The sequence below is a fragment of the Prevotella sp. khp7 genome, assembly GCF_900109055.1.
Classification (GTDB): domain Bacteria; phylum Bacteroidota; class Bacteroidia; order Bacteroidales; family Bacteroidaceae; genus Prevotella.
The window spans coordinates 761,232-782,706 of sequence record NZ_FOIV01000003.1; the positions used below are offsets into that span (position 1 = coordinate 761,232).

General features: G+C 45.5%; 20 protein-coding genes. 17 read left to right on the plus strand and 3 right to left on the minus strand.

Features of this window, described 5'->3' with window-relative positions:
* Positions 1-5 precede the first annotated feature (5 nt).
* The 5 genes from BMX82_RS10240 to BMX82_RS10260 all read left to right on the plus strand — a co-directional run bounded on the left by BMX82_RS10240 (position 6) and on the right by BMX82_RS10260 (position 5,081).
* The gene (locus BMX82_RS10240; RefSeq protein ID WP_036910939.1) at positions 6-566 is read left to right on the plus strand and encodes an FHA domain-containing protein; all 561 of its coding nucleotides are present in this window, start codon (positions 6-8) and stop codon (positions 564-566) included.
* Between the two features lie 69 nt (positions 567-635).
* Positions 636-1,316, plus strand: a complete 681-nt coding sequence (locus BMX82_RS10245) for a PP2C family protein-serine/threonine phosphatase (protein ID WP_177172076.1) — start codon at positions 636-638, stop codon at positions 1,314-1,316.
* A gap of 14 nt (positions 1,317-1,330) precedes the next feature.
* On the plus strand, positions 1,331-2,248 hold the full coding sequence (metA, locus tag BMX82_RS10250; protein ID WP_091768535.1) for a homoserine O-acetyltransferase MetA: 918 nt from the start codon (positions 1,331-1,333) through the stop codon (positions 2,246-2,248).
* Positions 2,249-2,257: 9 nt separating this feature from the next.
* On the plus strand, positions 2,258-4,078 hold the full coding sequence (locus BMX82_RS10255) for a peptidase U32 family protein (RefSeq protein ID WP_091768537.1): 1,821 nt from the start codon (positions 2,258-2,260) through the stop codon (positions 4,076-4,078).
* A gap of 46 nt (positions 4,079-4,124) precedes the next feature.
* A complete protein-coding gene (locus tag BMX82_RS10260; RefSeq protein ID WP_051949708.1) occupies positions 4,125-5,081 on the plus strand; it encodes a hypothetical protein in 957 nt (318 codons plus the stop codon).
* 180 nt (positions 5,082-5,261) lie between these two features.
* On the opposite strand, the gene hemW is transcribed toward BMX82_RS10260, so the two are convergent.
* On the minus strand, positions 5,262-6,389 hold the full coding sequence (gene hemW / locus BMX82_RS10265; RefSeq protein ID WP_091768540.1) for a radical SAM family heme chaperone HemW: 1,128 nt from the start codon (positions 6,387-6,389) through the stop codon (positions 5,262-5,264).
* A gap of 132 nt (positions 6,390-6,521) precedes the next feature.
* On the opposite strand from hemW, the gene BMX82_RS10270 reads away from it, so the two are divergent.
* From BMX82_RS10270 to rplI, 7 genes are all read left to right on the plus strand, one after another.
* The gene (locus tag BMX82_RS10270) at positions 6,522-8,681 is read left to right on the plus strand and encodes an elongation factor G (protein ID WP_036910929.1); all 2,160 of its coding nucleotides are present in this window, start codon (positions 6,522-6,524) and stop codon (positions 8,679-8,681) included.
* 203 nt (positions 8,682-8,884) lie between these two features.
* A complete protein-coding gene (locus BMX82_RS10275) occupies positions 8,885-10,447 on the plus strand; it encodes a sensor histidine kinase (protein WP_036910927.1) in 1,563 nt (520 codons plus the stop codon).
* A gap of 28 nt (positions 10,448-10,475) precedes the next feature.
* Positions 10,476-11,174, plus strand: coding sequence for a response regulator transcription factor RprY (locus BMX82_RS10280; RefSeq protein ID WP_036910925.1), 699 nt, complete (start codon positions 10,476-10,478; stop codon positions 11,172-11,174).
* Positions 11,175-11,184: 10 nt separating this feature from the next.
* Positions 11,185-11,337 carry a hypothetical protein gene (locus BMX82_RS13050; RefSeq protein ID WP_156097639.1) on the plus strand — a complete coding sequence of 51 codons (153 nt, stop codon included), beginning with the start codon at positions 11,185-11,187 and terminating at the stop codon, positions 11,335-11,337.
* Between the two features lie 115 nt (positions 11,338-11,452).
* On the plus strand, positions 11,453-11,797 hold the full coding sequence (gene rpsF / locus BMX82_RS10285) for a 30S ribosomal protein S6 (protein WP_036910923.1): 345 nt from the start codon (positions 11,453-11,455) through the stop codon (positions 11,795-11,797).
* A 3-nt stretch (positions 11,798-11,800) separates the two neighbouring features.
* Positions 11,801-12,067 carry a 30S ribosomal protein S18 gene (gene rpsR, locus BMX82_RS10290; protein ID WP_013064765.1) on the plus strand — a complete coding sequence of 89 codons (267 nt, stop codon included), beginning with the start codon at positions 11,801-11,803 and terminating at the stop codon, positions 12,065-12,067.
* A 22-nt stretch (positions 12,068-12,089) separates the two neighbouring features.
* Positions 12,090-12,683, plus strand: coding sequence for a 50S ribosomal protein L9 (rplI, locus tag BMX82_RS10295; RefSeq protein ID WP_036910921.1), 594 nt, complete (start codon positions 12,090-12,092; stop codon positions 12,681-12,683).
* Between the two features lie 240 nt (positions 12,684-12,923).
* On the opposite strand, the gene BMX82_RS13055 is transcribed toward rplI, so the two are convergent.
* Complete coding sequence (locus BMX82_RS13055) at positions 12,924-13,091, minus strand: PG1828 family lipoprotein (RefSeq protein WP_177172077.1); 168 nt, start codon at positions 13,089-13,091, stop codon at positions 12,924-12,926.
* Between the two features lie 267 nt (positions 13,092-13,358).
* Between BMX82_RS13055 and mtaB the strand changes: the two genes are divergently transcribed.
* A complete protein-coding gene (gene mtaB, locus BMX82_RS10300) occupies positions 13,359-14,687 on the plus strand; it encodes a tRNA (N(6)-L-threonylcarbamoyladenosine(37)-C(2))-methylthiotransferase MtaB (RefSeq protein WP_036910919.1) in 1,329 nt (442 codons plus the stop codon).
* A 20-nt stretch (positions 14,688-14,707) separates the two neighbouring features.
* Positions 14,708-15,727, plus strand: a complete 1,020-nt coding sequence (locus BMX82_RS10305) for a glycosyltransferase family 2 protein (protein ID WP_036910918.1) — start codon at positions 14,708-14,710, stop codon at positions 15,725-15,727.
* Here the strand turns inward: BMX82_RS10305 and BMX82_RS10310 are convergent.
* Positions 15,711-16,928, minus strand: coding sequence for a DUF4861 domain-containing protein (locus tag BMX82_RS10310; RefSeq protein ID WP_036910916.1), 1,218 nt, complete (start codon positions 16,926-16,928; stop codon positions 15,711-15,713). The two genes, BMX82_RS10305 and BMX82_RS10310, sit on opposite strands and share 17 nt — an antisense overlap.
* A 191-nt stretch (positions 16,929-17,119) precedes the next feature.
* Between BMX82_RS10310 and BMX82_RS10315 the strand changes: the two genes are divergently transcribed.
* From BMX82_RS10315 to BMX82_RS10325, 3 genes are all read left to right on the plus strand, one after another.
* Positions 17,120-17,917: a gliding motility protein GldB-related protein gene (locus BMX82_RS10315; RefSeq protein ID WP_036910914.1), complete on the plus strand. Its 798-nt coding sequence runs from the start codon at positions 17,120-17,122 to the stop codon at positions 17,915-17,917.
* A gap of 61 nt (positions 17,918-17,978) precedes the next feature.
* A complete protein-coding gene (locus BMX82_RS10320) occupies positions 17,979-20,195 on the plus strand; it encodes a S9 family peptidase (RefSeq protein WP_036910912.1) in 2,217 nt (738 codons plus the stop codon).
* Positions 20,192-21,376 carry a DUF4861 family protein gene (locus BMX82_RS10325; protein WP_091768543.1) on the plus strand — a complete coding sequence of 395 codons (1,185 nt, stop codon included), beginning with the start codon at positions 20,192-20,194 and terminating at the stop codon, positions 21,374-21,376. Before BMX82_RS10320 ends, BMX82_RS10325 begins: the two co-directional genes overlap by 4 nt.
* Positions 21,377-21,475 lie beyond the last annotated feature (99 nt).

Sequence of the window (21,475 nt, forward strand, 5' to 3'; positions counted from 1 at the left end):
AAAAGATGATCATTTGTCCAGCTTGTAGAGAAGAGATAGAAGACGACTCCCACTATTGCGACCAGTGCGGACAGGCATTGCTGTTCTGTAATCAGTGTGGTCGTGTTGGGCTCGGCAGACGCTGTACGCATTGCGGAGGCTTGATGGTATCTGCCGATGTCCGTCAAAGCCAGAAGCAGGATATGACGTCGGCTGGTCCTTCGAGATTCTCGACGAATATGTCCACTGGAGTGAGTATCTCGCGTGAGGCTGCTCCCCGAGGTGGTATACCTGTGCTGACACTTGCCAATGATAGTTTGAATATACGTATAGTTGCCATGAATGGTGCCATCATCGGCCGACGTAAGGGCCCATACACACAGTTCTTTGAACAGCAAGCCTATGTGTCGGGCGTTCATGCTCAACTCAAGTATAAGGCAGAGTCGGGGTGGTGCATCACAGACAAACATTCCTCTAATGGTACTAAGCTGAATCAGCGTACCATACAACCGGATGTAGATATGTCGTTACACAATGGTGATGTGCTCACCATTGCGAACATCAATCTGCAGGTCATAATCAGATAAATTAGAATGATAAATATAGAGATAACAGCAGCAAGCAGAATAGGCTGTGTAAGACATCAGAATGAAGATATGATACTTGTGGGAAGCCGCTTTGTCAGAAATGACGCTTTCCATACTCAAGTAGAACTGACTAATCAGGATCGTTATATAGTAGCAGTTGCCGATGGCATGGGAGGCCATAACAGGGGTGATATAGCCAGCAGCGACGTCCTTCATAATCTTCAGTTTTATTACCATGACCTTCCAGCAGGCTTCGGCCCGAGTGAGTTTAATGAGACCTTAGTAGAATGGCTTGATGGTATTAACAACCTTGTGGCCTCAAAGGGACGTGCCGATGAGCAGTTCAAAGGTATGGGTACAACTTTGGTGGGTTTTGCATTTTATGAAGGCGAATACTATTCGCTGAATTGTGGTGATAGTCGTTTATATCGTTTCCGTGATCATGAACTGACTCAACTGACTACCGACCACTCGTTAAGTAATCTCATGGGGACGGAAAAGCACTCAAGTGTGATTACCAACTGCATAGGTGGAGGGTGTACAACCTCATATATAGATATAGTCAGGATGACTTCCGACGTCATACAGGGCGATTGCTATATGCTGTGCAGTGATGGTCTTACCGACATGCTGAGCGATCAGGAAATCTCAGCGTTGATGTCTGCAGAAGCTGATGCCAATGGGTTGTGTGATGCTGCAATTGCTGCTGGCGGACTTGATAATGTCTCCTGTTGTATCGTAAAGTTTTAAAAAAAAATTAAGAAATGCCATTAAGATTACCAGACAGACTTCCTGCGATTGATATTCTGAAGAATGAGAATATCTTCGTGATGGATAATTCCAGGGCAACCACACAGGACATCCGTCCTTTGAGGATTGTTATCCTGAACCTGATGCCACTGAAGATTACGACGGAGACCGACTTGGTTCGTCTGCTCTCCAATACTCCCCTTCAGCTGGAGATCAGTTTTATGAAGTTGAAGAGTCATACACCAAAGAATACGCCGATAGAACACATGATGATGTTTTACCGCGACTTTGAGTCGATGCGAAATGAGAAGTTCGACGGAATGATTATCACCGGGGCACCAGTAGAGACTATGGACTTCGAGGACGTTACCTATTGGGATGAGATAACCGACATTTTCTCGTGGGCTCGTACTCATGTCACCAGTACCTTATATATATGTTGGGCTGCCCAGGCCGGGCTCTATTATTATTATGGTGTACCCAAGTATCCGTTGAAGAAAAAGATGTTCGGCATATTCCCTCAGACGCCTATTGACAGGCCTCTGCCTATTTTCCGTGGTTTCGACGATGTGTTTATGATGCCTCATAGCCGTCATACGGAGATTCACCGTGAGGATATCCTTGCCAATCCCGATCTGACACTTCTCGCCGAATCGCCCGAGAGTGGTGTCAGCATGGTGATGGCGCGTAACGGACGAGAGTTCTTTATCACCGGCCATCTGGAGTATGCACCAAACACTTTGGATAATGAGTATAAGCGCGACCGTGGTATCCGTGACGATGTGGATCTGCCCAAAAACTACTATAAGGACGATAATCCCGAGAATCCGCCATTGGTTACGTGGCGTGCTCACGCTAATCTGCTCTATTCCAATTGGATTAACTATTACGTTTATCAAGAGACGCCGTATAATATTAATGATATTAAATAACAGTAAGCATTGACACCCTTAGAACTGTTGGCTCCGGCTAAGAATTTAGCATGTGGCATCGCGGCAATAGACCACGGTGCCGATGCTGTTTATATCGGACCTCCCCATTTTGGGGCTCGAGCCGCTGTAGGCAATAGCCTCGACGACATCCGTCAGCTGTGTGCCTACGCTCATCCTTTTGGTGCTAAGGTGTATGTCACGGTTAATACCATTCTTTATGATGACGAGCTCGATGAAGTGCGCCAATTGCTGGCCGATCTGGATCAGGTTGGTGTCGATGCTGTGCTCGTCCAGGACATGGCAGTCATGAAGCTATGCCCTCCGACGCTGACGCTTCATGCCTCTACGCAAACAGACAATCGAACAGCTGAGAAGGTAAAATGGCTTAAAGATATCGGTTTCTCGCGTGCAGTTTTGGCCCGTGAGTTGTCTATCGATGAGATTGCCGAAGTTCATCGCGCGGTGCCCGACATGCCATTAGAGGTATTTGTTCATGGTGCCCTTTGCGTCAGCTATTCCGGCATCTGTTATGCTTCGCAGCATTGTTTCCACCGAAGTGCCAACAGAGGCGAGTGTGCTCAGTTCTGTCGTATGCGCTTTTCTTTGGAGGACGCTGATGGCAGGGAGATAGAGCGTGAGCGCTATCTGCTCTCCTTGAAGGATATGAACCAGAGCGACAACCTGCTTGCGCTGGCCGAGGCTGGAGCTACCTCTTTCAAGATAGAAGGGAGACTCAAGGATGTTGCTTATGTGAAGAATGTGACGGCTGCCTATAGTGAGCGGCTTAATGAAATTATACGTCAGCATCCTGGTAAGTACTGCCGTGCTTCTTTGGGACATTGCAGCTATTCTTTCAAGCCTGATCTGAAGAAGACCTTCAATCGCGGCTATACCACCTATTTCGCTCATGGTCGCCAGCTGGATATTGCTTCCTTTGATACGCCGAAAGCGGTTGGAGAGTTTGTCGGGAGGGTGAAAGAAATCAGGCGCGACTCATTTAATGTGGCGGGAACGGCTAGCTTCGCCAATGGCGACGGTCTCTGTTTCCTTAATCTGGACCGCCAGTTTGAGGGGCTTCGTGCCAATCGTGTGGCGGGCAACCGCATCTATCCCTTCCGAATGCCGCAAGGCCTGCGTCCTGGCATGGCTCTCTATCGTAATAACGATCAGGAGTTTGAGCGTATCCTTTCAAAATCCAGTTCGGTCCGTAAGATTCCTGTAAGGTTCTCTTTGCGTGCGGTTGATACGGGCTATGAGTTGACGGCATCTGTTGATGGATATTCATGTCGTGTGGTTTTCCCTTCTGAGCATCAGCTGGCTCAGAAATCGCCTCATGAGAATATCATCCGCCAGTTGTCTAAACTCGGTGATACGATTTATGAATGTGTGGATATAGATATTCCTGCAGACTTCGGTTATTTTATTCCCAATAGTCAGCTCTCTGATCTTCGTCGTCAGATAGTCGATGCGCTTGGTGAGTTCTCAAACACCATTGGTTCTTCAGAATCGCGAGCATCTTCAGCTGTTCCCCGTCCTCCCCGCTATGATTATCCCTATCTCTATAACATATCGAACGACGAGGCCCGCAGTTTTTATGGTGCCAAAGAACTAACGGCATTTGAGCTGAAGGGTGGCGACGGTCCTCTGATGCAGTGTCGTCATTGCATCCGTTATAGTCTTGGCTATTGTGTACGTCGTGGTGGAAAGCGTCCCGACTGGCGTGAGCCCTTGTCTCTTGTCTTAGGCGATGGCCGCCGTTTCCGTCTTGAGTTTGATTGTGCCAACTGTCAGATGAATGTTTATGCATCCTGCGTCCTAAATGAAAAATAAAATAATGATGAATGAAAGAAGATGCGGGCACGGGTTGTGTCATAGGATGAGAAGATGGATGATAGGTTTATCATTTATCATATATCATTTGTCATTTAGTGTAGCGTGTTACAATCAAGGCCCGATAACGCCAGATGCCTGGGATCTCACCAAGCAGCAGCTCGACTCCATCTCTTTCTATACTACCCATCACTATACGCAGAACTATAACTTCGTTGTGACGGGTGACTCTTTGGTGGTTGTGGCGCAGCAGCCTGAAGCAATGGCTGTGCCTGAGGTGGTATCCATTGAGATTGAGGCCATAGGGCAGGAGCACCAAAAGGATTCTATCACCCTGCGTAAGAGCGAACGGATTGTAGTGGCCGACATCATGACGGTACCATCGGATAGTATAGACTCCGTATGGGTGAAGGTGGCCCGTGACCAGTTGACCTTTGGATGGATACACGAGAAGGAACTGTTGGCGAAGGTGTCGCCCGACGACCCCATCAGTCAGTTCATCGACCTTTTTTCCGACACTCACTTACTTATATTCCTGGCCTTCTGTGTCATTGTGCTGGCGGCCTATGGCGTGCGTCGACTGATGAGGCTTGGCGCCAAAATCGTTCATTTCAATGATATTCCCTCATTCTATCCTACGGCGTTGTGTCTGCTCGTGGCTACTTCTGCTGTCATCTATAGTAGTATTCAGGTATTCGGCCCTGAGTCGTGGCGTCATTTCTACTATCATCCGTCGCTCAATCCCTTTGCCCTGCCGTTACATCTGGGACTGTTCGTCTCTTCTGTATGGGCTATTATCATAGTAGCCATTGCCACGGTCGACGATGTAACCAGGCATCTGCCGATGGGTGAGGCCATACTCTACTTGGGGGGCCTAGCTGCTGTCTGTGCCGTTGACTATGTAGTGTTCAGTGTCACTACATTATATTATATAGGCTACCCTCTGCTCGTTGCCTATTACTATTTTTGCTTCAAATTCTTTCCTCGTTTCTTTAACAGATAGCTCTTTCTTGTCAGAGATAACTTGAAAGAGTGACATAGAAAGGCTTTGATATTGACAGAGACTATCTGGACCATTGCAATTTAGTCTATTTTGCAAAGCAATTTAGTCTAAATTGCAAAATCGCAGATAGTCTCTGACATCAGAAAGCGATAATGATGACAGCAGATAGGATAAGTTCCGTCAGATAAGCATGAGGTCGCTGATAATCATATCGCTAACGAAAAGACCAGGTTTCGTAAGTGACAGATGATTGTTCTGAAGGTTCAGTAGCCCGTCGCTGATGTAATGGCGTGCTTCACTGAGGCAATAGTTGCGATTGTGCTCCGATAGGGTGTTGAGGTCAAGACCGTTACGGGTTCGCAGGGCAACGGTCAGCGTGTCGTTATAGCGGGTGTCATCATCGAGCAGCTCCTGCTCGAAGCAGGGCTGTCCGCCCTCGATGCCCTCGATATACAGACTGATGTCGCTGACGTTCCAACGGCGGCGGCTGTTCCCGTCGAAGGAATGGGCGGCCGCGCCGAGCCCAATGTAGGGTGTCAGGTCCCAGTATGATGAATTATGGCGGCTTCGGAAGCCAGGACGGGCGAAGTTTGAAATCTCGTAGTGTTCGTAGCCCGCCGCTTCCAGTCGCTCTATGAGATGATAGTACATCAGTCGTTCCTGTTCTTCGTCGGTTTCTGCCACCTTGCCTTGCTGGAGTAATCGATAGAGTGGGGTGCCTTCTTCATACATGAGGCAGTAGCAGGAGATATGCTCCACATCGAGGGCGAGGGCTCTGGTGATGTCGGCATCCCAGTCACTGAGAGTCTCGCCGGGGAAACCATACATCAGGTCGATGCTGATGTTGCGGATGCCGGCCTGACGGAGCAAACTTACGGCCTCGGATACTTGAGCAGCCGTGTGTCGGCGGTTTAGAAAGTGCAGCCGGTCTTCATCGAAGGTCTGCGCACCCATGCTGACGCGATTAATGCCAAGTTGTTGTAACGTAGTGGCATATTCGGCTGTCATGTCGTCGGGATTGACTTCGATGGTAATCTCCTGAGAGGTGAGAGGATATACCTTATTTATATATATAAAGAGCTGGCGTAACTGGTCTGTCGTTAATTGACTTGGCGTTCCTCCGCCGAGATATACTGTTTCTATCTGTAATCTCTCACCTTTTGCTGCTCTCCACTCACTTCTGAGTTTCATCTCGCGGCATACGGCGTCGACATAGCGCTGACGGAGCGCCAGACTTGTCGTAGAATAGAAGCCGCAATAGATGCAACGGCTTCTACAGAAGGGAATGTGAATGTATAAACCTGCCATACGGGGGACAAAGTTACGAATAAAATACTAATTTAGTTTAATATTTATAAGATTCTTTTGGCTATTTCTAAGAAAATGGTTACCTTAGTCGCCGCTTAGAACATTAAAATATTCACCTAAAACTAAAATGATATGAAAGTTTATCAGACAAACGAAATCAAAAACATTGCACTCATTGGCAGTGCGGGTAGCGGCAAGACTACTCTTGCCGAGTCAATGGTCTACGAAGCTGGCATCATCAAGCGCCGCGGAGCTGTAGAGAGTAAGAACACCATGAGCGATTATTTCCCCGTAGAACAGGAATATGGCTACTCGGTGTTCTCTACTGTTTTTCATGTAGAGTGGAACAACAAGAAACTCAACATCATCGACTGTCCGGGTTCTGATGACTTCGTTGGAGGTTCTATCACCGCCATGAACGTGACCGACCAGGCCGTCATCCTCGTCAATGGTCAGTATGGCCCTGAGGTTGGTACGATGAATGCATTCCGCAATACAGAAAAACTGAAGAAGCCCGTCATCTTCCTGGTTAACCAGCTTGATCGTGATAATTGCGACTTCGATCAGATTCTGAATCAGTTGAAGGAGGTATATGGTCCAAACTGCGTTCCCGTTCAGTATCCTATTGCTACAGGTGCAGGCTTTAATAGCGTCATCGACGTGCTGTTGATGAAGAAGTACTCTTGGAAGCCTGAGGGTGGTGCTCCCATTATTGAGGATGTTCCTGCCGATCAGCTTGAGAAGGCAAAAGAAATGAAGGCTGCTCTTGTAGAGGCTGCCGCCGCTGGCGACGATACACTGATGGAGAAATTCTTCGAGAGCGAGGATCTGACTGAAGACGAGATGCGTGAAGGTATCCGTAAGGGGCTTGTAACGCGCAGCATCTTCCCCGTGTTCTGTGTTTGTGCAGGTCGTGATATGGGTGTTCGCCGTTTGATGGAGTTCCTGGGTAATGTCGTTCCTTTCGTTAGTGAGATGCCTGTCATCAAGAATGCCGCCGGCAAGGATGTGCCTGCTGACGCCTCGGCACCTGCTTCGCTCTATTTCTTCAAGACTGGTGTTGAACCACATATCGGTGAGGTCCAGTATTTCAAGGTGATGAGTGGTGTTGTGAAGAGCGGTGACGATCTGACCAATGCCGATCGCGGCTCAAAGGAGCGTATCGGTACCATCTATGCCTGTGCGGGTGCCAACCGTATCCAGGTAGACCAGTTGGTTGCTGGTGATATTGGTTGTACCGTGAAGCTGAAAGATGTGAAGACTGGTAATACTCTGAACGCAAAGGATGTAGAAAACAAGTTCGATTTCATTAAATATCCTAATTCAAAGTTCTCTCGTGCCATCAAGGCCGTTAACGAGGCTGAGACCGAGAAGATGATGACAGCCCTTCAGAAGATGCGTCAGGAGGATCCCACATGGGTTGTTGAACAGTCGAAGGAACTCCGCCAGATCATCGTTCATGGACAGGGTGAGTTCCACCTGCGCACCTTGAAGTGGCGTATGGAGAATAACGAGAAGATTCAGATTGAATATATCGAGCCGAAGATTCCATATCGTGAGACCATTACAAAGATGGCACGTGCCGACTATCGCCACAAGAAACAGTCGGGTGGCGCAGGCCAGTTTGGTGAGGTTCACCTGATTGTGGAGCCTTATACAGAAGGCATGCCCGATCCTACATCGTTCAAGATTAACGGTCAGGAGTTCAAGATGAATATCAAGGGCAAGGAAGAGATTGATCTGGAGTGGGGTGGTAAACTCGTATTCATCAACTCTGTTGTTGGTGGCGCCATTGACCTCCGCTTTATGCCTGCCATCCTGAAGGGTATTATGGAACGTATGGAACAAGGTCCGCTGACAGGCTCTTATGCCCGCGACGTCCGTGTGATTGTCTACGATGGTAAGATGCACCCCGTTGATTCTAACGAACTCTCGTTCATGCTGGCTGCTCGTAATGCCTTCTCTGCGGCCTTCAAGGAGGCAGGTCCTAAGGTTCTTGAGCCTATCTACGACCTTGAAGTGCTTGTTCCCGGCGACTACATGGGTGATGTGATGTCTGACCTTCAGGGCCGTCGTGCTATCATCATGGGTATGGACTCTGAGGCTGGTTATCAGAAACTCTCGGCCAAGATTCCTCTCAAGGAACTCTCAAGCTACTCTATCGCTCTGAGTTCTCTGACTGGCGGTCGTGCTTCGTTCACCACCAAGTTTGCTAGTTACGAGCTTGTTCCGAATGATATTCAGCAGACTCTGATTAAGGAACATGAGGCCGAAATGAAGGAGGAAGATTAAAAATACTAAAGTTTTTCGACTATAATCCTTGGGAATCCCTGCTATGTCCTGTAGCGGGGGTTCTTTTTATGATACAACAATGAGTTGTTAGTTGTGTATATGTAATTATAATTATTGCTTTTTGTTAATATTGTGAAATTTACCTCAAATAATTAACATATTAATCTTCCGTATTTAAGAATTAGCGTATCTTTGCCCACGATATGAAGAAAAGTACGATTTGGATTATAGCTATAGTCATGGGACTCTCGTTTGTGGGTCTTCTCTTTCTCCAGCTCTCATATATAGAAGAGATGGCGAAGATGAAGAAGGAACAGTTCGACGAGTCTGTGACCCGTAGTCTCTATCAGGCGTCGCGTAACCTCGAGATGAACGAGACACTGCGTTATTTGGAGAAAGATGTGAAGGATACCGAGAGGAAAGCCTATAAGCAGGACTCTGTGATGGTCGACGGACTCGATGGTACTATCAAACACTCTCATCAGTTTGCTGTAGCAGCCGACGATGGTACTGTGTATTCTTCTTTCGAACTGAAGACGTTTGCCATCAAGCCGGCTAATGTGCCTAAGGCCATGATCCTACGCACCGACAAGAATTCGATATCTGAGGCGTCTAAGTCACTTCAAGAGATTGTCCGCAACCGTTATGTCTATCAGAAGGCTCTGCTCGACGAGGTTGTGTATAACATCCTTTATACAGCCTCTGACAGACCTCTGAAAGAACGTATCAACTTCAAAATGCTCGATCAGGATATCCGTGCTGAGTTGATGAATAACGGTATCAACATTCCCTATCATTTCCGTGTTGAAACGGCCGACGGGCGTGAGGTATACCGCTGTCCAGACTATACAGAGGAAGGCGAGGAGCATGCTTATAAGCAGACACTCTTCCGTAATGACCCCTCGTCGAAGATGGGTGTCGTGAAGATTCACTTTCCTGACATGAGCTCTTATATTTTCTCCAGCATACGCTTTATGATTCCAGCCATGATTTTCACTGTGGTGCTGCTGATTACGTTTATCTTCACCATTGTGGTCATCTTCCGCCAGAAGCGTTATTCTGAGATTAAAAATGACTTTATCAATAATATGACCCACGAGTTGAAAACCCCGATATCCAGTATTTCACTGGCTGCGCAGATGCTCAACGATGAGAGCGTCAGCAAGAGTCCGGCAATGCTGACACATCTGGGCGGTGTTATCAATGATGAGTCAAAACGTTTGCGCTTTTTGGTTGAGAAAGTACTTCAGATGTCGATGTTCGACAGAAAGACTGCTTCGTTTAAGAAAAAAGAACTTGATCTTAATGAGTTGTTGGAGTCGATTGCTGCTTCGTTCACATTGCGTGTCGAGCATACCGGTGGACATATCTATACGGAAATCGAGGCTGTCGACTCGGCTATCTATGTTGACGAGGTGCATTTCCAGAATGCCATTACTAATCTGTTGGACAATGCGGTGAAGTATCGTAAGCCCGAACAGCCGCTCGATATCTATATCCGCACGTGGAATGAGAAAGATCTGCTTTGCTTCTCAATCCGTGATACCGGACTAGGTATCAAGAAAGAGAACGTGAAGAAGATATTCGACAAGTTCTATCGTGTTCATACGGGTAATGTTCATGATGTGAAAGGGTTCGGCCTAGGACTGGCCTATGTTAAGAAGATCATCAATCTTCATGAGGGCGAAATCAAGTGTGAGAGTGACCTGGGAAAGGGTACAACCTTCACCATTTCATTGCCCATCTTACAGGAAGACAATTCATAGTATTAACAATTAAATAAAAGAAACGTTTATGGAAGACAAATTGAAAATCTTGCTTTGCGAGGACGATGAGAACCTCGGAATGCTGCTCCGTGAGTATTTGCAGGCCAAAGGTTATGTAGCAGAACTCTGCGCTGATGGTGAGGCAGGCTTCAAAGCTTTCCTTAAGACCAAGTTTGACATCTGTGTGCTCGACGTGATGATGCCTAAGAAAGACGGCTTTACATTGGCTCAGGAGATTCGTGCGGCCAATGCCGACGTGCCCATTATCTTCCTGACAGCTAAGACTCTGAAGGAAGACATTCTCGAAGGCTTCAAACTCGGTGCCGACGACTATATCACTAAGCCTTTCTCTATGGAAGAGCTTGTATTTCGTATTGAGGCCATTCTGCGCCGTACAAAGGGCAAGAAGAGTAAGGAATCTACTGTTTATCACATCGGTAAGTTCACCTTTGATACACAGAAACAGTTGCTGATGATCGGTGAGAAGCAGACCAAACTCACTACTAAAGAGAATGAATTGCTTGCACTGCTCTGCTCGCATGCTAACGAGATTCTGCAGCGTGACTTTGCCCTGAAGACCATCTGGATCGACGACAACTATTTCAATGCCCGTTCAATGGATGTCTACATCACCAAGCTGCGTAAGCACTTGAAAGAAGATGGTCAGATTGAAATCATTAATATCCATGGTAAGGGATACAAACTCATCACTCCCGAAGAGGAGTAAGCCTATAGGAATGGCGCTGGTATTGGCCGGCGCCATCCTTTTGATAGTCAGCTATCTGGCTGGGTGGACATCTAGCAATCTGGTACTACTCAGTGGTTACTTGATGGTTGTAATCGGTGCATATCTTCACATCCGAATGCAGAAAAAGAACGAAAAGTATTAAAATTAGTTAAGTATTGGGCTAATTGTCATTTGTCAATTGCTGAATCTCAATTAATTATTGTACCTTTGCACCCGCTTTAAGCATAACATTATTAATTTTTATTTTATTAAGTAGTATGAATCAATACGAAACCGTTTTCATTTTAACTCCCGTTTTGTCTGATGAACAGATGAAGGAAACGGCCGCAAAATTCAAGAAGGTCCTGACCGATAAGGGTGCAGAGATCATCAGTGAAGAGGCCTGGGGATTGAAGAAGATGGCTTATGCTATTCAGAAGAAGTCTACAGGTTTCTACTGCCTGGTAGAATTCAAAGCAGAGCCAGAAGTGATTAAGACATTGGAGACTGCTTTCCGTCGTGACGAGAAGGTAATCCGTTTCCAGACTGTTAAACTTGACAAGTATGCAGTTGAGTACGCCGAGAAGCGTCGTGCAAAGCTTGGTAAAAAAGAGGAGGCTTAAACTATGGCAGAACAGAGTGAAATCCGTTATTTGACTGCTCCTTCTATCGATACAAAGAAGAAGAAGTATTGCCGTTTCAAGAAGAGCGGTATCAAGTACATCGACTACAAGGATCCCGAGTTCCTCAAGAAGTTCCTCAACGAGCAGGGTAAGATTCTTCCCCGCCGTATCACTGGAACATCTCTGAAGTATCAGCGTCGTGTGGCTCAGGCCGTTAAGCGTGCCCGCCAGATCGCACTGCTGCCTTACGTAACCGATTTGATGAAGTAATTAAAGAGGAGGACGCAAGATTATGGAAATTATACTGAAAGAAGATATTATCGGTCTGGGATTTAAGAACGATATCGTAAATGTTAAGTCTGGCTATGGCCGTAACTACCTCATTCCTCAAGGAAAGGGCGTGATTGCATCTCCTTCAGCCAAGAAGATTCTCGCAGAGAACCTGAAGCAGCAGGCTCACAAGTTGGCTGCCCAGAAAGCTGCTGCAGAGGAGAAGGCTGCTCAGCTTGCTGGTGTAGCTCTTGAGATTGCTGCAAAGGTGAGTGCTACAGGTCAGCTCTATGGTTCTGTAGGTGCTGCTCAGGTAGCCGATGAGCTCGCTAAGCTTGGTAAGGAAGTTGATCGTAAGATTATCACCATGAAGGATGCCAAGAAGATTGGTGACTACGTGGCTCTCGTTCACTTCCATAAGGAGGTAACTGTTGAACTTCCTGTTAAGGTTGTTGCTGAGAACGCTGCTGAGCTTCAGGCTGCTGCCGAGGCTGAGGCTGCTATCAAGGCTGCTGCCGATGCAAAGAAGGCTGCTGCTGAGGTTGCTGCTGAAGAGGCAGAAGTTGAGGCTCCGGAAGCTGAAATTGCTGAAGAGGAGGCTCCTGCAGAAGCATAACTCAAAGAGTATTAAAATCATCAATTAATTAATAATTAATAATTGCTGTAAGGCATCATTATTTATTATGACGCAGCGTCCCGAGGGTCACAAGCTCTCGGGACATCTGTTTTTATTTGAATAAATGTAAAGCTGGATTCGAAAAAAGAGAGTTACATGCATAAGATGAGGTTAATAAAAAAAGAAGAGGCCACAGGACTCTCGTCCTGCGGCCTCCTGTTTCTCTCAATAGTCCGTAGATTACTGAACTGAATCAGCAGCAACAGTGTCAGCAACGAGGCTGTCAGCTACGGTGTCAACTACCTCAGCGATTGAGTCAGTGTCCTGTACAGGAGCCTGAGCCTTGTTACCACATGAAGCGAAAGAGATAGCAGCAACTGCTACGAACATGAATACCAATTTTTTCATTTTTTCTAAGCTTTTTAAATCTGTAAAACAATCATTTGTTTATTAAAACGATGCAAAGGTAATCATATTTTTAATACAACGTATCATTTTTTTCGTTTTTTTTTCGACCTTTTTTGTAACTTTTTAGCAATGCACTGAAAATCAATAAGATATGAAATGTTAAAAATTGCATTATATGCCTGCCTATCGGAAAAATACTAAAAATTGATGATAATCGGGAAAAAAGATGTACCTTTGTGGCCGTAAACAGAAACACCTATTTTATATATGATAGATACATCGGCCTTTCAAGGTAAGACGGCTGCCTATTATACACTTGGCTGCAAATTGAATTTCTCAGAGACATCTACTTTTGGGAAGATGCTTCAAGAGTTGGGGGTACGGACAGTCAGAAAGGGAGAACGGGCAGACATCTGTCTGATCAATACTTGTTCCGTGACTGAGGTTGCTGACAAGAAATGCCGCCAGCAAATTCATCGTATGGTAAGGGAGAATCCTGGAGCTTTTGTTGTGGTGACAGGTTGTTATGCGCAGTTGGAGGCTGAAGAGGTTGCTAAGATTGATGGAGTCAGTCTTGTGCTGGGGTCTAACGAGAAATCTAGTCTGATTCAGTTCTTATCCGATGCTTGGAGTTCTGGAGGTGAGCGGAATGTGTTTACCCAGAAGACAAAGAATATCAAGACCTTTGCGCCGAGTTGCTCGAGGGGTAACCGTACACGATATTTCCTGAAGGTTCAAGATGGCTGCGACTATTTCTGTACATATTGTACCATACCTTATGCCAGAGGATTCTCAAGAAATCCGACAATTGCCTCGTTGGTGAGTCAAGCAGAGCAGGCTGCAGTTGAAGGCGGTAAGGAAATTGTATTGACTGGAGTAAATATTGGCGATTTCGGCAAGACTACGGGTGAAAGTTTCATCGATTTGGTGAAGGCACTCGATGACGTAGAGCAGATTCGGCGATATCGTATCAGTTCGCTCGAGCCAGATTTGTTGTCGGATGAGCTGATTGAGTATTGTGCTCAGAGTAGGGCTTTTATGCCTCATTTTCATATACCTCTGCAGAGTGGTAGTGATACTGTATTGAAACTGATGCATCGTCATTATGACCGACAGCTGTTTGCAGACAAAATACACTTAATTAAAACACACATGCCAGACGCATTTATCGGTGTTGACGTAATGGTGGGGTGTAGAGGCGAGACGCCTGAGTGTTTTGAGGAAACGTATGAATTCTTGCAAGCACTTGATGTTACGCAGTTGCACGTGTTTCCATACTCAGAGCGCCCAGGGACATCGGCCTTGAGCATTCCTTATGTAGTGAGTGAGAGGGATAAGAAGTTGCGCTCGAAACGATTGCTGGAAATGTCTGATGAAAAGACCGTTGCTTTCTATCAGAAATATATTGGTCAGGAGGCAGAGGTGTTGTTTGAGAAAGCAACGAGAGGTAGGGCAATGCATGGATTTACAAGGAATTATATCCGAGTTGAATTATCGCCTAAAGAGGCCGATCCGGCATTAGACAATCAACTGATTAAGGTTAGGTTGGGTGAGTTGACTGCCGACAAACAGTCACTCAAAGTCTCTATTATATAAATAATTAAGGTACGCGTGAAATGGAGAAGGTGGCAATTGTGATTCTAAATTGGAATGGCGAGGCAATGCTCAGAAAGTATCTGCCGTCGGTGTTGCAATATTCAAAAGGTGAGGCTGCTGTCTATGTGGCCGACAATGCTTCGACCGATCATTCGATGGATATGCTCAGAACACATTTTCCTGAAGCACGACTTATCCAGTTGGAGAAGAACTGGGGATTTGCAGAAGGCTATAACAAGGCTCTTCAGCAGATAGAGGCTGAGTACTATCTTTTGCTGAATTCGGATATTGAGGTGACACATCATTGGCTGACGCCAATGACGGAATATTTGGATAGTCATCAGGATATTGCGGCATGTCAGCCGAAGTTACTTTCTATTTCAGACAGGGATAGTTTTGAGTATGCGGGAGCGAGTGGGGGATACCTCGACCGCTTTGGTTATCCTTTCTGCCGTGGTAGAATTTTTGAAACGGTAGAGGAGGATAACGGACAATACAATTATGCCTCAGACATTTTTTGGGCAACGGGGGCTGCTCTGATGATTCGTTCTAAGGATTATTGGGAAGTTGGTGGACTTGACGGCCGCTTTTTTGCTCATAATGAAGAGATTGATCTCTGTTGGCGATTGCGTATTCGTGGTCGCAGAATAGTCTGTTTGCCGGAGAGCTATGTTTACCATGTAGGAGGTGGCACTTTACCGAAGGCTAACCCGATGAAGACATTTCTGAATTTCCGCAATAATCTAACGATGCTCTACAAGTGTCTGCCAGATGAGGAACTGAAACCTGTGATGCGATGGCGCTGGTGGCTTGATTATCTGGCAGCTTGGGAGATGCTGATATTGAAGCGGAATTTGGGAGATTTTAAAGCGGTGTATCGGGCACGACGGGCATACAAACACTGGCGGAAAAACTTTGAGTCTGATCGTATGACGATTCAGAATAGCCGTGTGGCAAAAGAAATACCAGAGCAAAGACCATTCTCTTTACTCTGGCAGTATTATGTAAAAGGACGTAAGGTGTTTAGTAGTCTACCTTAACAGGTTGCAATATCTCTTTTTTCCAAGCTTTGAGAAAGGCAAACCATTCTTGCGCTGAGTGGTAGCCGAAGGTTTCGTTGTCGGAACAGTAGATAATTTTGTAGTTGAGATGTTTGTTGGGCGTATTAACTACAAAAGCATAATTATCTATATTGGCAGGCTCTTCGCTTTTGATGAATGCTTGAGGAATATAGATGCCTAGTCCGACGGTCTCGGGCTTGAAGTTTTCATGGTCGCTTGAAGGCCAGTCGGTACCCCAACAAGCTCGGAGTCCTTTTTGGTCAGAGAATTCCGCAGATTCCTTCACATTGATAATACCCGTTGAAAAGAGATAGTCTTTAACATCTTTGTCGAAGAATACATCGACATCAGTGTCGCGATGACCGGCATATTGGGTGTAGCGAAGAGTCATTGTGATGGTTGGCTTATCAGTGTAAGGCTTCCATTTCTTGTCAATAACTTCGACAATGGTACGCAGTGGACCATAAGAGATGATGCGCTGAGTGCGACTGCTGACTGGATCGATCATAGTTGGCTGCTGACCGTCCCAGCCACGGAAGGCCCCCAGCCCAAAGGTGTTACCTACCCAAAGCACGTCGTCGCCATATCCTTCTGTCTTTTGTCCTTTAGATGTATAGAATTGTGTGTCTTTTAGTTCCAACCGCTTCTGGTATTTACCATAGAGATCAAGTGTTTGGCGACTGTCGAAGTAAATACGTATGCCGTTGAGCTCACTTTCAAAGTCTACACCATGGTGGTGTTGTATGTTGTAAGAGTTGGCACAGTCGCCTCGGGCCGTAATGGACTCAATGAAGTTGTTGTGCTTGTTTTTTTCCTTTACTTTGTCGTTGCGGAGCAGCATCTCTGCGTAGACACGGGCTGGATATTGACGTGGCTCACCTTCGGCATAGAGTTTTATAGAGTATTTTTTCTGCTCTTTACCTTTAAGGTTGGCGAGAAAGCATAGCTCATCGAAAATATCGTCCTGATTCAGATCGTCGAGTTGACAGGGTATTTCCTGACTTCCGGCAGAAACAACAGCCGACTTGATGTCGCCATATTTGCTCAGAGGAATAACAATAGGTTCGTCAATCCGGTCGTTTCTTGACGGGTTACTGATATGAATGGTTAGTACCTGTTGAGCAGAAGCTACGGTTGTTATAAGGGCAAGGAATGTTGCCGAGAGTGTTCTTTTCTTCATTTGTTATGTTTGTTTTAGTGATGGACAAAGGTACTTAAAATCATTCAAACCACGCTCTTTTTTTACACAAATAAACAAAAGTGTGCAGTTTATTATACTATTTTTTATCTTTTTTAGGTTAAAATTTGGATTTTAAAATAATTTTTAGTAATTTTGCGTCGTTATTTAACATATATATAACATTTAGTTTAGTGCATAAGATATATTATTTTCTATTGATAGTCATGCTGGGATGTATCAGTTGTGAATGGCAGTTCATGTCAGAAGATGATTATGAGATTGCTGTTGACCGCTATGACCGTGTGCAGAGTCTGTATTTGACTACAGGCGATTTTTCAGCATTACAGCAGATGAATACTGTATATCCTATGCAAACCCGCACGCTGATAGAAGATGTTCTCCATATAGGAAAGGTGAATGACCAGCAGATCAACACGAAATTCCTACGATTCTATCAGGACTCAGTCCTACAGTTTCTGATAGCAGAGGCAGAACAGCAATATGCTAGTATGGATGATATTAATAGGGATTTGACTTCGGCATTCAAATATCTGAAAGAGAACATCCATGGAATGGAGGCTCCAGAAGTGTATGCCCAAATAGGCGCATTGGACCAGAGTATTATAGTTGGTAATAATACGATAGGCATCTGTCTTGATAAGTATCTCGGTTCAGACAATCCTCTATATTTGAAAGCTGAATATGGGTATTCGAAAGAACAATTATCGATGATGAACCGCCACTACATTGTACCTGATTGTGTGGGATTCTATCTCTTAAGTTTATATCCGATGCCAACAGACAGAGAGATGAGCCAACTGGAGTGTGACCTCCACATGGGTAAGATTCAGTGGGTGGTGAATAAAGCTATGGGTAAGCGGGCATTTCAGAACAGATATGTACAGAAGATTCAACGCTATATGTCGCAAAACAAGAACGTTAGCTTGGATATGCTATTGAGAAACAACAATTATCAGGATTTTCAGTGATTCTTGAAAAATAATCATTATCTTTGCACCGTGAAACGGAAATAATTAAATACAAAGGATAATGATAAAATCAGTATTAGGAAACTTTATGTTAGTGAGTCTTTTGGCAATAGGTGTCCCATCTGTTGCTGGGGAGAATTTTAACTTGAAAGATATTACGGCAGGCAAGTTCCGTTCGAAGACGATGACTGAAGTTCGACAGATGGCCGATGGGGAAACCTATGCTCAGATTAGTGATGATGGGAAACGGATAGTAACCTATTCATTCCGTACTGGAAAGGAGACTGGTGTTTTATTCGATGCGACAACAGCCCGTGGTGCTTCTATTGAACAGGTGGAGGGTTATATTCTGAGTCCTGATGGCAGTCGTATGTTGATACAAACACAGACCAAGCCTATCTATCGTCGCTCATATACCGCTACCTATTATATATATAATGTAAGGAACAACAAGTTGGAGCCGCTTTCAGACGGTGGCCCTCAGCAAACACCAATGTTCTCGCCCGATGGAAATCTAATAGCTTTTATAAGGGATAATAATATCTGGTTGGTAAAGTTACTATATGACAATGCAGAAAGTCAAGTGACGAAAGACGGCAAGCGCAATGAAATAATTAATGGTATTCCTGATTGGGTATATGAGGAGGAGTTCTCTACTAATTCGTCAATGGTATTCTCAGCCGATTCGCGACAGATTGTTTGGATACGCTATGACGAGAGTGCAGTGAAGCAATATTCCATGCAGCTTTTTAAGGGGATGAAGCCAGAGCGCTCTGAGTTTGCTGAATATCCAGGAGACTATACATATAAATATCCTGTTCCTGGACAAGTGAACTCGAAAGTCAGTGTGCATAGCTATGACATTCAGTCGCACCAGACGAGGACAATAGCTGTTCCGATGGACGTCGATGGCTATATCCCACGTATCAAGGCGACGAGTGACCCGTCGAAGGTTGCCGTCTTCACAATGAATCGTCATCAGGATGTGCTTCGTATATATATGGCTAATCCATTATCTACCGTTTGCCAGTTGGCTATTGAAGATAAGGTCGATAAATATATTAAGGAGGAAACACTGGAAGACGTATTGTTGACAGACAAACATATTCTGTTGCCCAGTGAGCGTGATGGCTATAATCATTTGTATCTTTACAACCTGAATGGTCAGTTATTGCGACAGATTGTAACCGATAAGTATGTGGTGAAGAGTGTTTATGGCTATGACGAACAGACTGGTGATACCTATTTTGCCGCTAATCCGAAAGGTCCTACCGATCAGCAGGTAATGGTCGCTCATGCCAATGGTAAAATAGAAGTGCTATCAAAGCGATCTGGCGTAAACAATGCAATCTTTAGCAAGAATTTCAAGTTCTTCATCAATATATGGAGCGACCTTGACCATCCTGTTCAGTATACACTCTGTCAGAACAATGGTAAAACTCTACAGACGATGATTGACAATCACGAACTGGTAGAGACGCTTTCTGCTTATGATTTAGGAAAGAAAGAACTCTTTACGTTTACCACTTCTGAGGGTGTTCAACTTAATGGCTGGATGGTAAAGCCTGCCGATTTCGACGTCTCAAAGAAGTATCCGGTCATCATGTATCAGTATGGTGGTCCCGGTAATCAGCAGGTGCTTAACCAATGGGGAATCGGTATGAATGGCAATGGCGCGATTCTAGAGCAGTATTTGTGTCAGCAGGGGTATATCTGTGTCTGTGTTGATAATCGTGGTACTGGTGGACGTGGTGCTGATTTTGAGAAGTGTACCTATCTGAGATTAGGCGAACTGGAGTCTCGCGATCAGGTTGAGACTGCTTTGTGGTTGGGGCAGCAGGCTTATGTCGATAAAGATCGTATCGGCATCTGGGGCTGGTCCTATGGTGGATGGAATACATTGATGTCAATGTCTGAGGGGCGTCCTGTGTTCCGTGCCGGTGTGGCTATAGCACCACCAACCTGTTGGCGCTATTATGACTCTATCTATACAGAACGATATATGCGTACTCCTAAGGAGAACCAGAAAGGCTACGACGAAGTGAATCCTATTGCCCGGGCTTCGCAATTGCATGGTGCACTGCTCCTCTGTCACGGCCTGGCCGACGACAATGTACATTATCAGAATACGGCAGAATATGTAGAGGCACTTGTTCAGGCCGATAAGGATTTCCGCCAGTTGGTCTATACCAACCGCAATCACAGCATTTTCGGTGGCAATACTCGTAATCACCTGTTCCGTCAGGCCATCAACCATTTTAATGCAGAATTGAAATGAGATGTTGTAGGTTCTTGTTTTGTTGCTTGCTGGCCTGTTTGACGGCAAATGCCGATGCTCAGATATGCGTTGAGGTGACTAACCCTACTGATGAGTATCGTGAAGAGATCATCGAGTTGCCGCTTGATTCTGTTTGTTTGTGGTTGGGAACTAGCAGTGATAGCCTTCGTGTGCTCGATCGTGCTGGACTTGATGTGCCCAGTCAGCTGACACCTAATGGTAAATTGCTCATTGGTGCCTATGTCAGAAAAGGTGGTAAGAATACCTATACCATCAGGAAAGGGGCGACGCACGATTTCCCAATTTTCTGCGACGGAGCGCTCCATCCAGAGCGAAAGGACGACTTTGCTTGGGAGAACGACCGTGGTGCCTATCGTGTGTATGGTCCGGCATTGGAACGAACGGGTGAACGGAGCTATGGCATCGACGTGTGGACAAAAAACACCCCCGAGCTTGTGGTCAATGACCGTTATTATATAGAAGATGTGGTGATGATGCCCAAGGTCGACTCCTTACGCCGGATAGACCGTCATCGCGGCGACTCGCTTTATCGTATTAATTCCTATCACCACGATCATGGAAAGGGCTTCGACCCATATAAGGTAGGTGCTACCTTGGGATGTGGGGCGCCTGCCCTGCTGATGGGTGACAGTATCGTCATGCCATATTGTTTTGAAAGTTATGAGGTCATCACCCGTGGGCCGTTGCGCTTTGAAGTGTGTCTGCATCAGAGTCCACGTGCGGTTTGTGGTGATACCATCCGTGAGACACGCGTCATCAGACTTGATAAAGGGTCGAACTTTAACAGAATGGAAGTGTGGTATGACGGCCTTTCTAAACCTGTTTCTTTGTGTTCTGGGGTCGTCGTCCAGAAAGAAGATCAGGAATCTGTCGTTTTAGGGCGCAACTATGTGGCCTATACCGATCCGACTGATCAACCAGATGTACACCATGCCCCGCTTTATGTAGCCGCCATATTCCCCCATGGAGAAGTAGAGATAAAAAGAAAGGATGGTCATGCCTTAGGCATTATCCCTAATTATCAAGGAGGGCATTTTACCTATTATTTCGGTTCTGCATGGTCGAAATACGATGTAAGGACGGCAGAAGAATGGAACGCCAGAATCGGCTGGTTCCTCCGTTCTATAGAGCATCCGCTACAGGTTACATTGAAAAAATAATTAAATTATTAGAATAAAGATGCAGATTCTCCAAAAAGTTTGTATCTTTGCAGGCGATAATATATAACACTATTAAAATTATGAATATGAAAACATTAA

Coding starts and splice junctions, on each gene's coding strand:
- BMX82_RS10270 (WP_036910929.1), top strand. CDS start 6,522: ATGAAAGTTTATCAGACAAACGAAATCAAAAACATTGCACTCATTGGC.
- rplI (WP_036910921.1), top strand. CDS start 12,090: ATGGAAATTATACTGAAAGAAGATATTATCGGTCTGGGATTTAAGAAC.
- metA (WP_091768535.1), top strand. CDS start 1,331: ATGCCATTAAGATTACCAGACAGACTTCCTGCGATTGATATTCTGAAG.
- BMX82_RS13055 (WP_177172077.1), bottom strand. CDS start 13,091: ATGAAAAAATTGGTATTCATGTTCGTAGCAGTTGCTGCTATCTCTTTC.
- hemW (WP_091768540.1), bottom strand. CDS start 6,389: ATGGCAGGTTTATACATTCACATTCCCTTCTGTAGAAGCCGTTGCATC.
- BMX82_RS10325 (WP_091768543.1), top strand. CDS start 20,192: ATGAGATGTTGTAGGTTCTTGTTTTGTTGCTTGCTGGCCTGTTTGACG.
- BMX82_RS10245 (WP_177172076.1), top strand. CDS start 636: ATGATACTTGTGGGAAGCCGCTTTGTCAGAAATGACGCTTTCCATACT.
- rpsR (WP_013064765.1), top strand. CDS start 11,801: ATGGCAGAACAGAGTGAAATCCGTTATTTGACTGCTCCTTCTATCGAT.
- BMX82_RS10320 (WP_036910912.1), top strand. CDS start 17,979: ATGATAAAATCAGTATTAGGAAACTTTATGTTAGTGAGTCTTTTGGCA.
- BMX82_RS10280 (WP_036910925.1), top strand. CDS start 10,476: ATGGAAGACAAATTGAAAATCTTGCTTTGCGAGGACGATGAGAACCTC.
- mtaB (WP_036910919.1), top strand. CDS start 13,359: ATGATAGATACATCGGCCTTTCAAGGTAAGACGGCTGCCTATTATACA.
- rpsF (WP_036910923.1), top strand. CDS start 11,453: ATGAATCAATACGAAACCGTTTTCATTTTAACTCCCGTTTTGTCTGAT.
- BMX82_RS13050 (WP_156097639.1), top strand. CDS start 11,185: ATGGCGCTGGTATTGGCCGGCGCCATCCTTTTGATAGTCAGCTATCTG.
- BMX82_RS10275 (WP_036910927.1), top strand. CDS start 8,885: ATGAAGAAAAGTACGATTTGGATTATAGCTATAGTCATGGGACTCTCG.
- BMX82_RS10305 (WP_036910918.1), top strand. CDS start 14,708: ATGGAGAAGGTGGCAATTGTGATTCTAAATTGGAATGGCGAGGCAATG.
- BMX82_RS10240 (WP_036910939.1), top strand. CDS start 6: ATGATCATTTGTCCAGCTTGTAGAGAAGAGATAGAAGACGACTCCCAC.
- BMX82_RS10310 (WP_036910916.1), bottom strand. CDS start 16,928: ATGAAGAAAAGAACACTCTCGGCAACATTCCTTGCCCTTATAACAACC.
- BMX82_RS10260 (WP_051949708.1), top strand. CDS start 4,125: ATGAGAAGATGGATGATAGGTTTATCATTTATCATATATCATTTGTCA.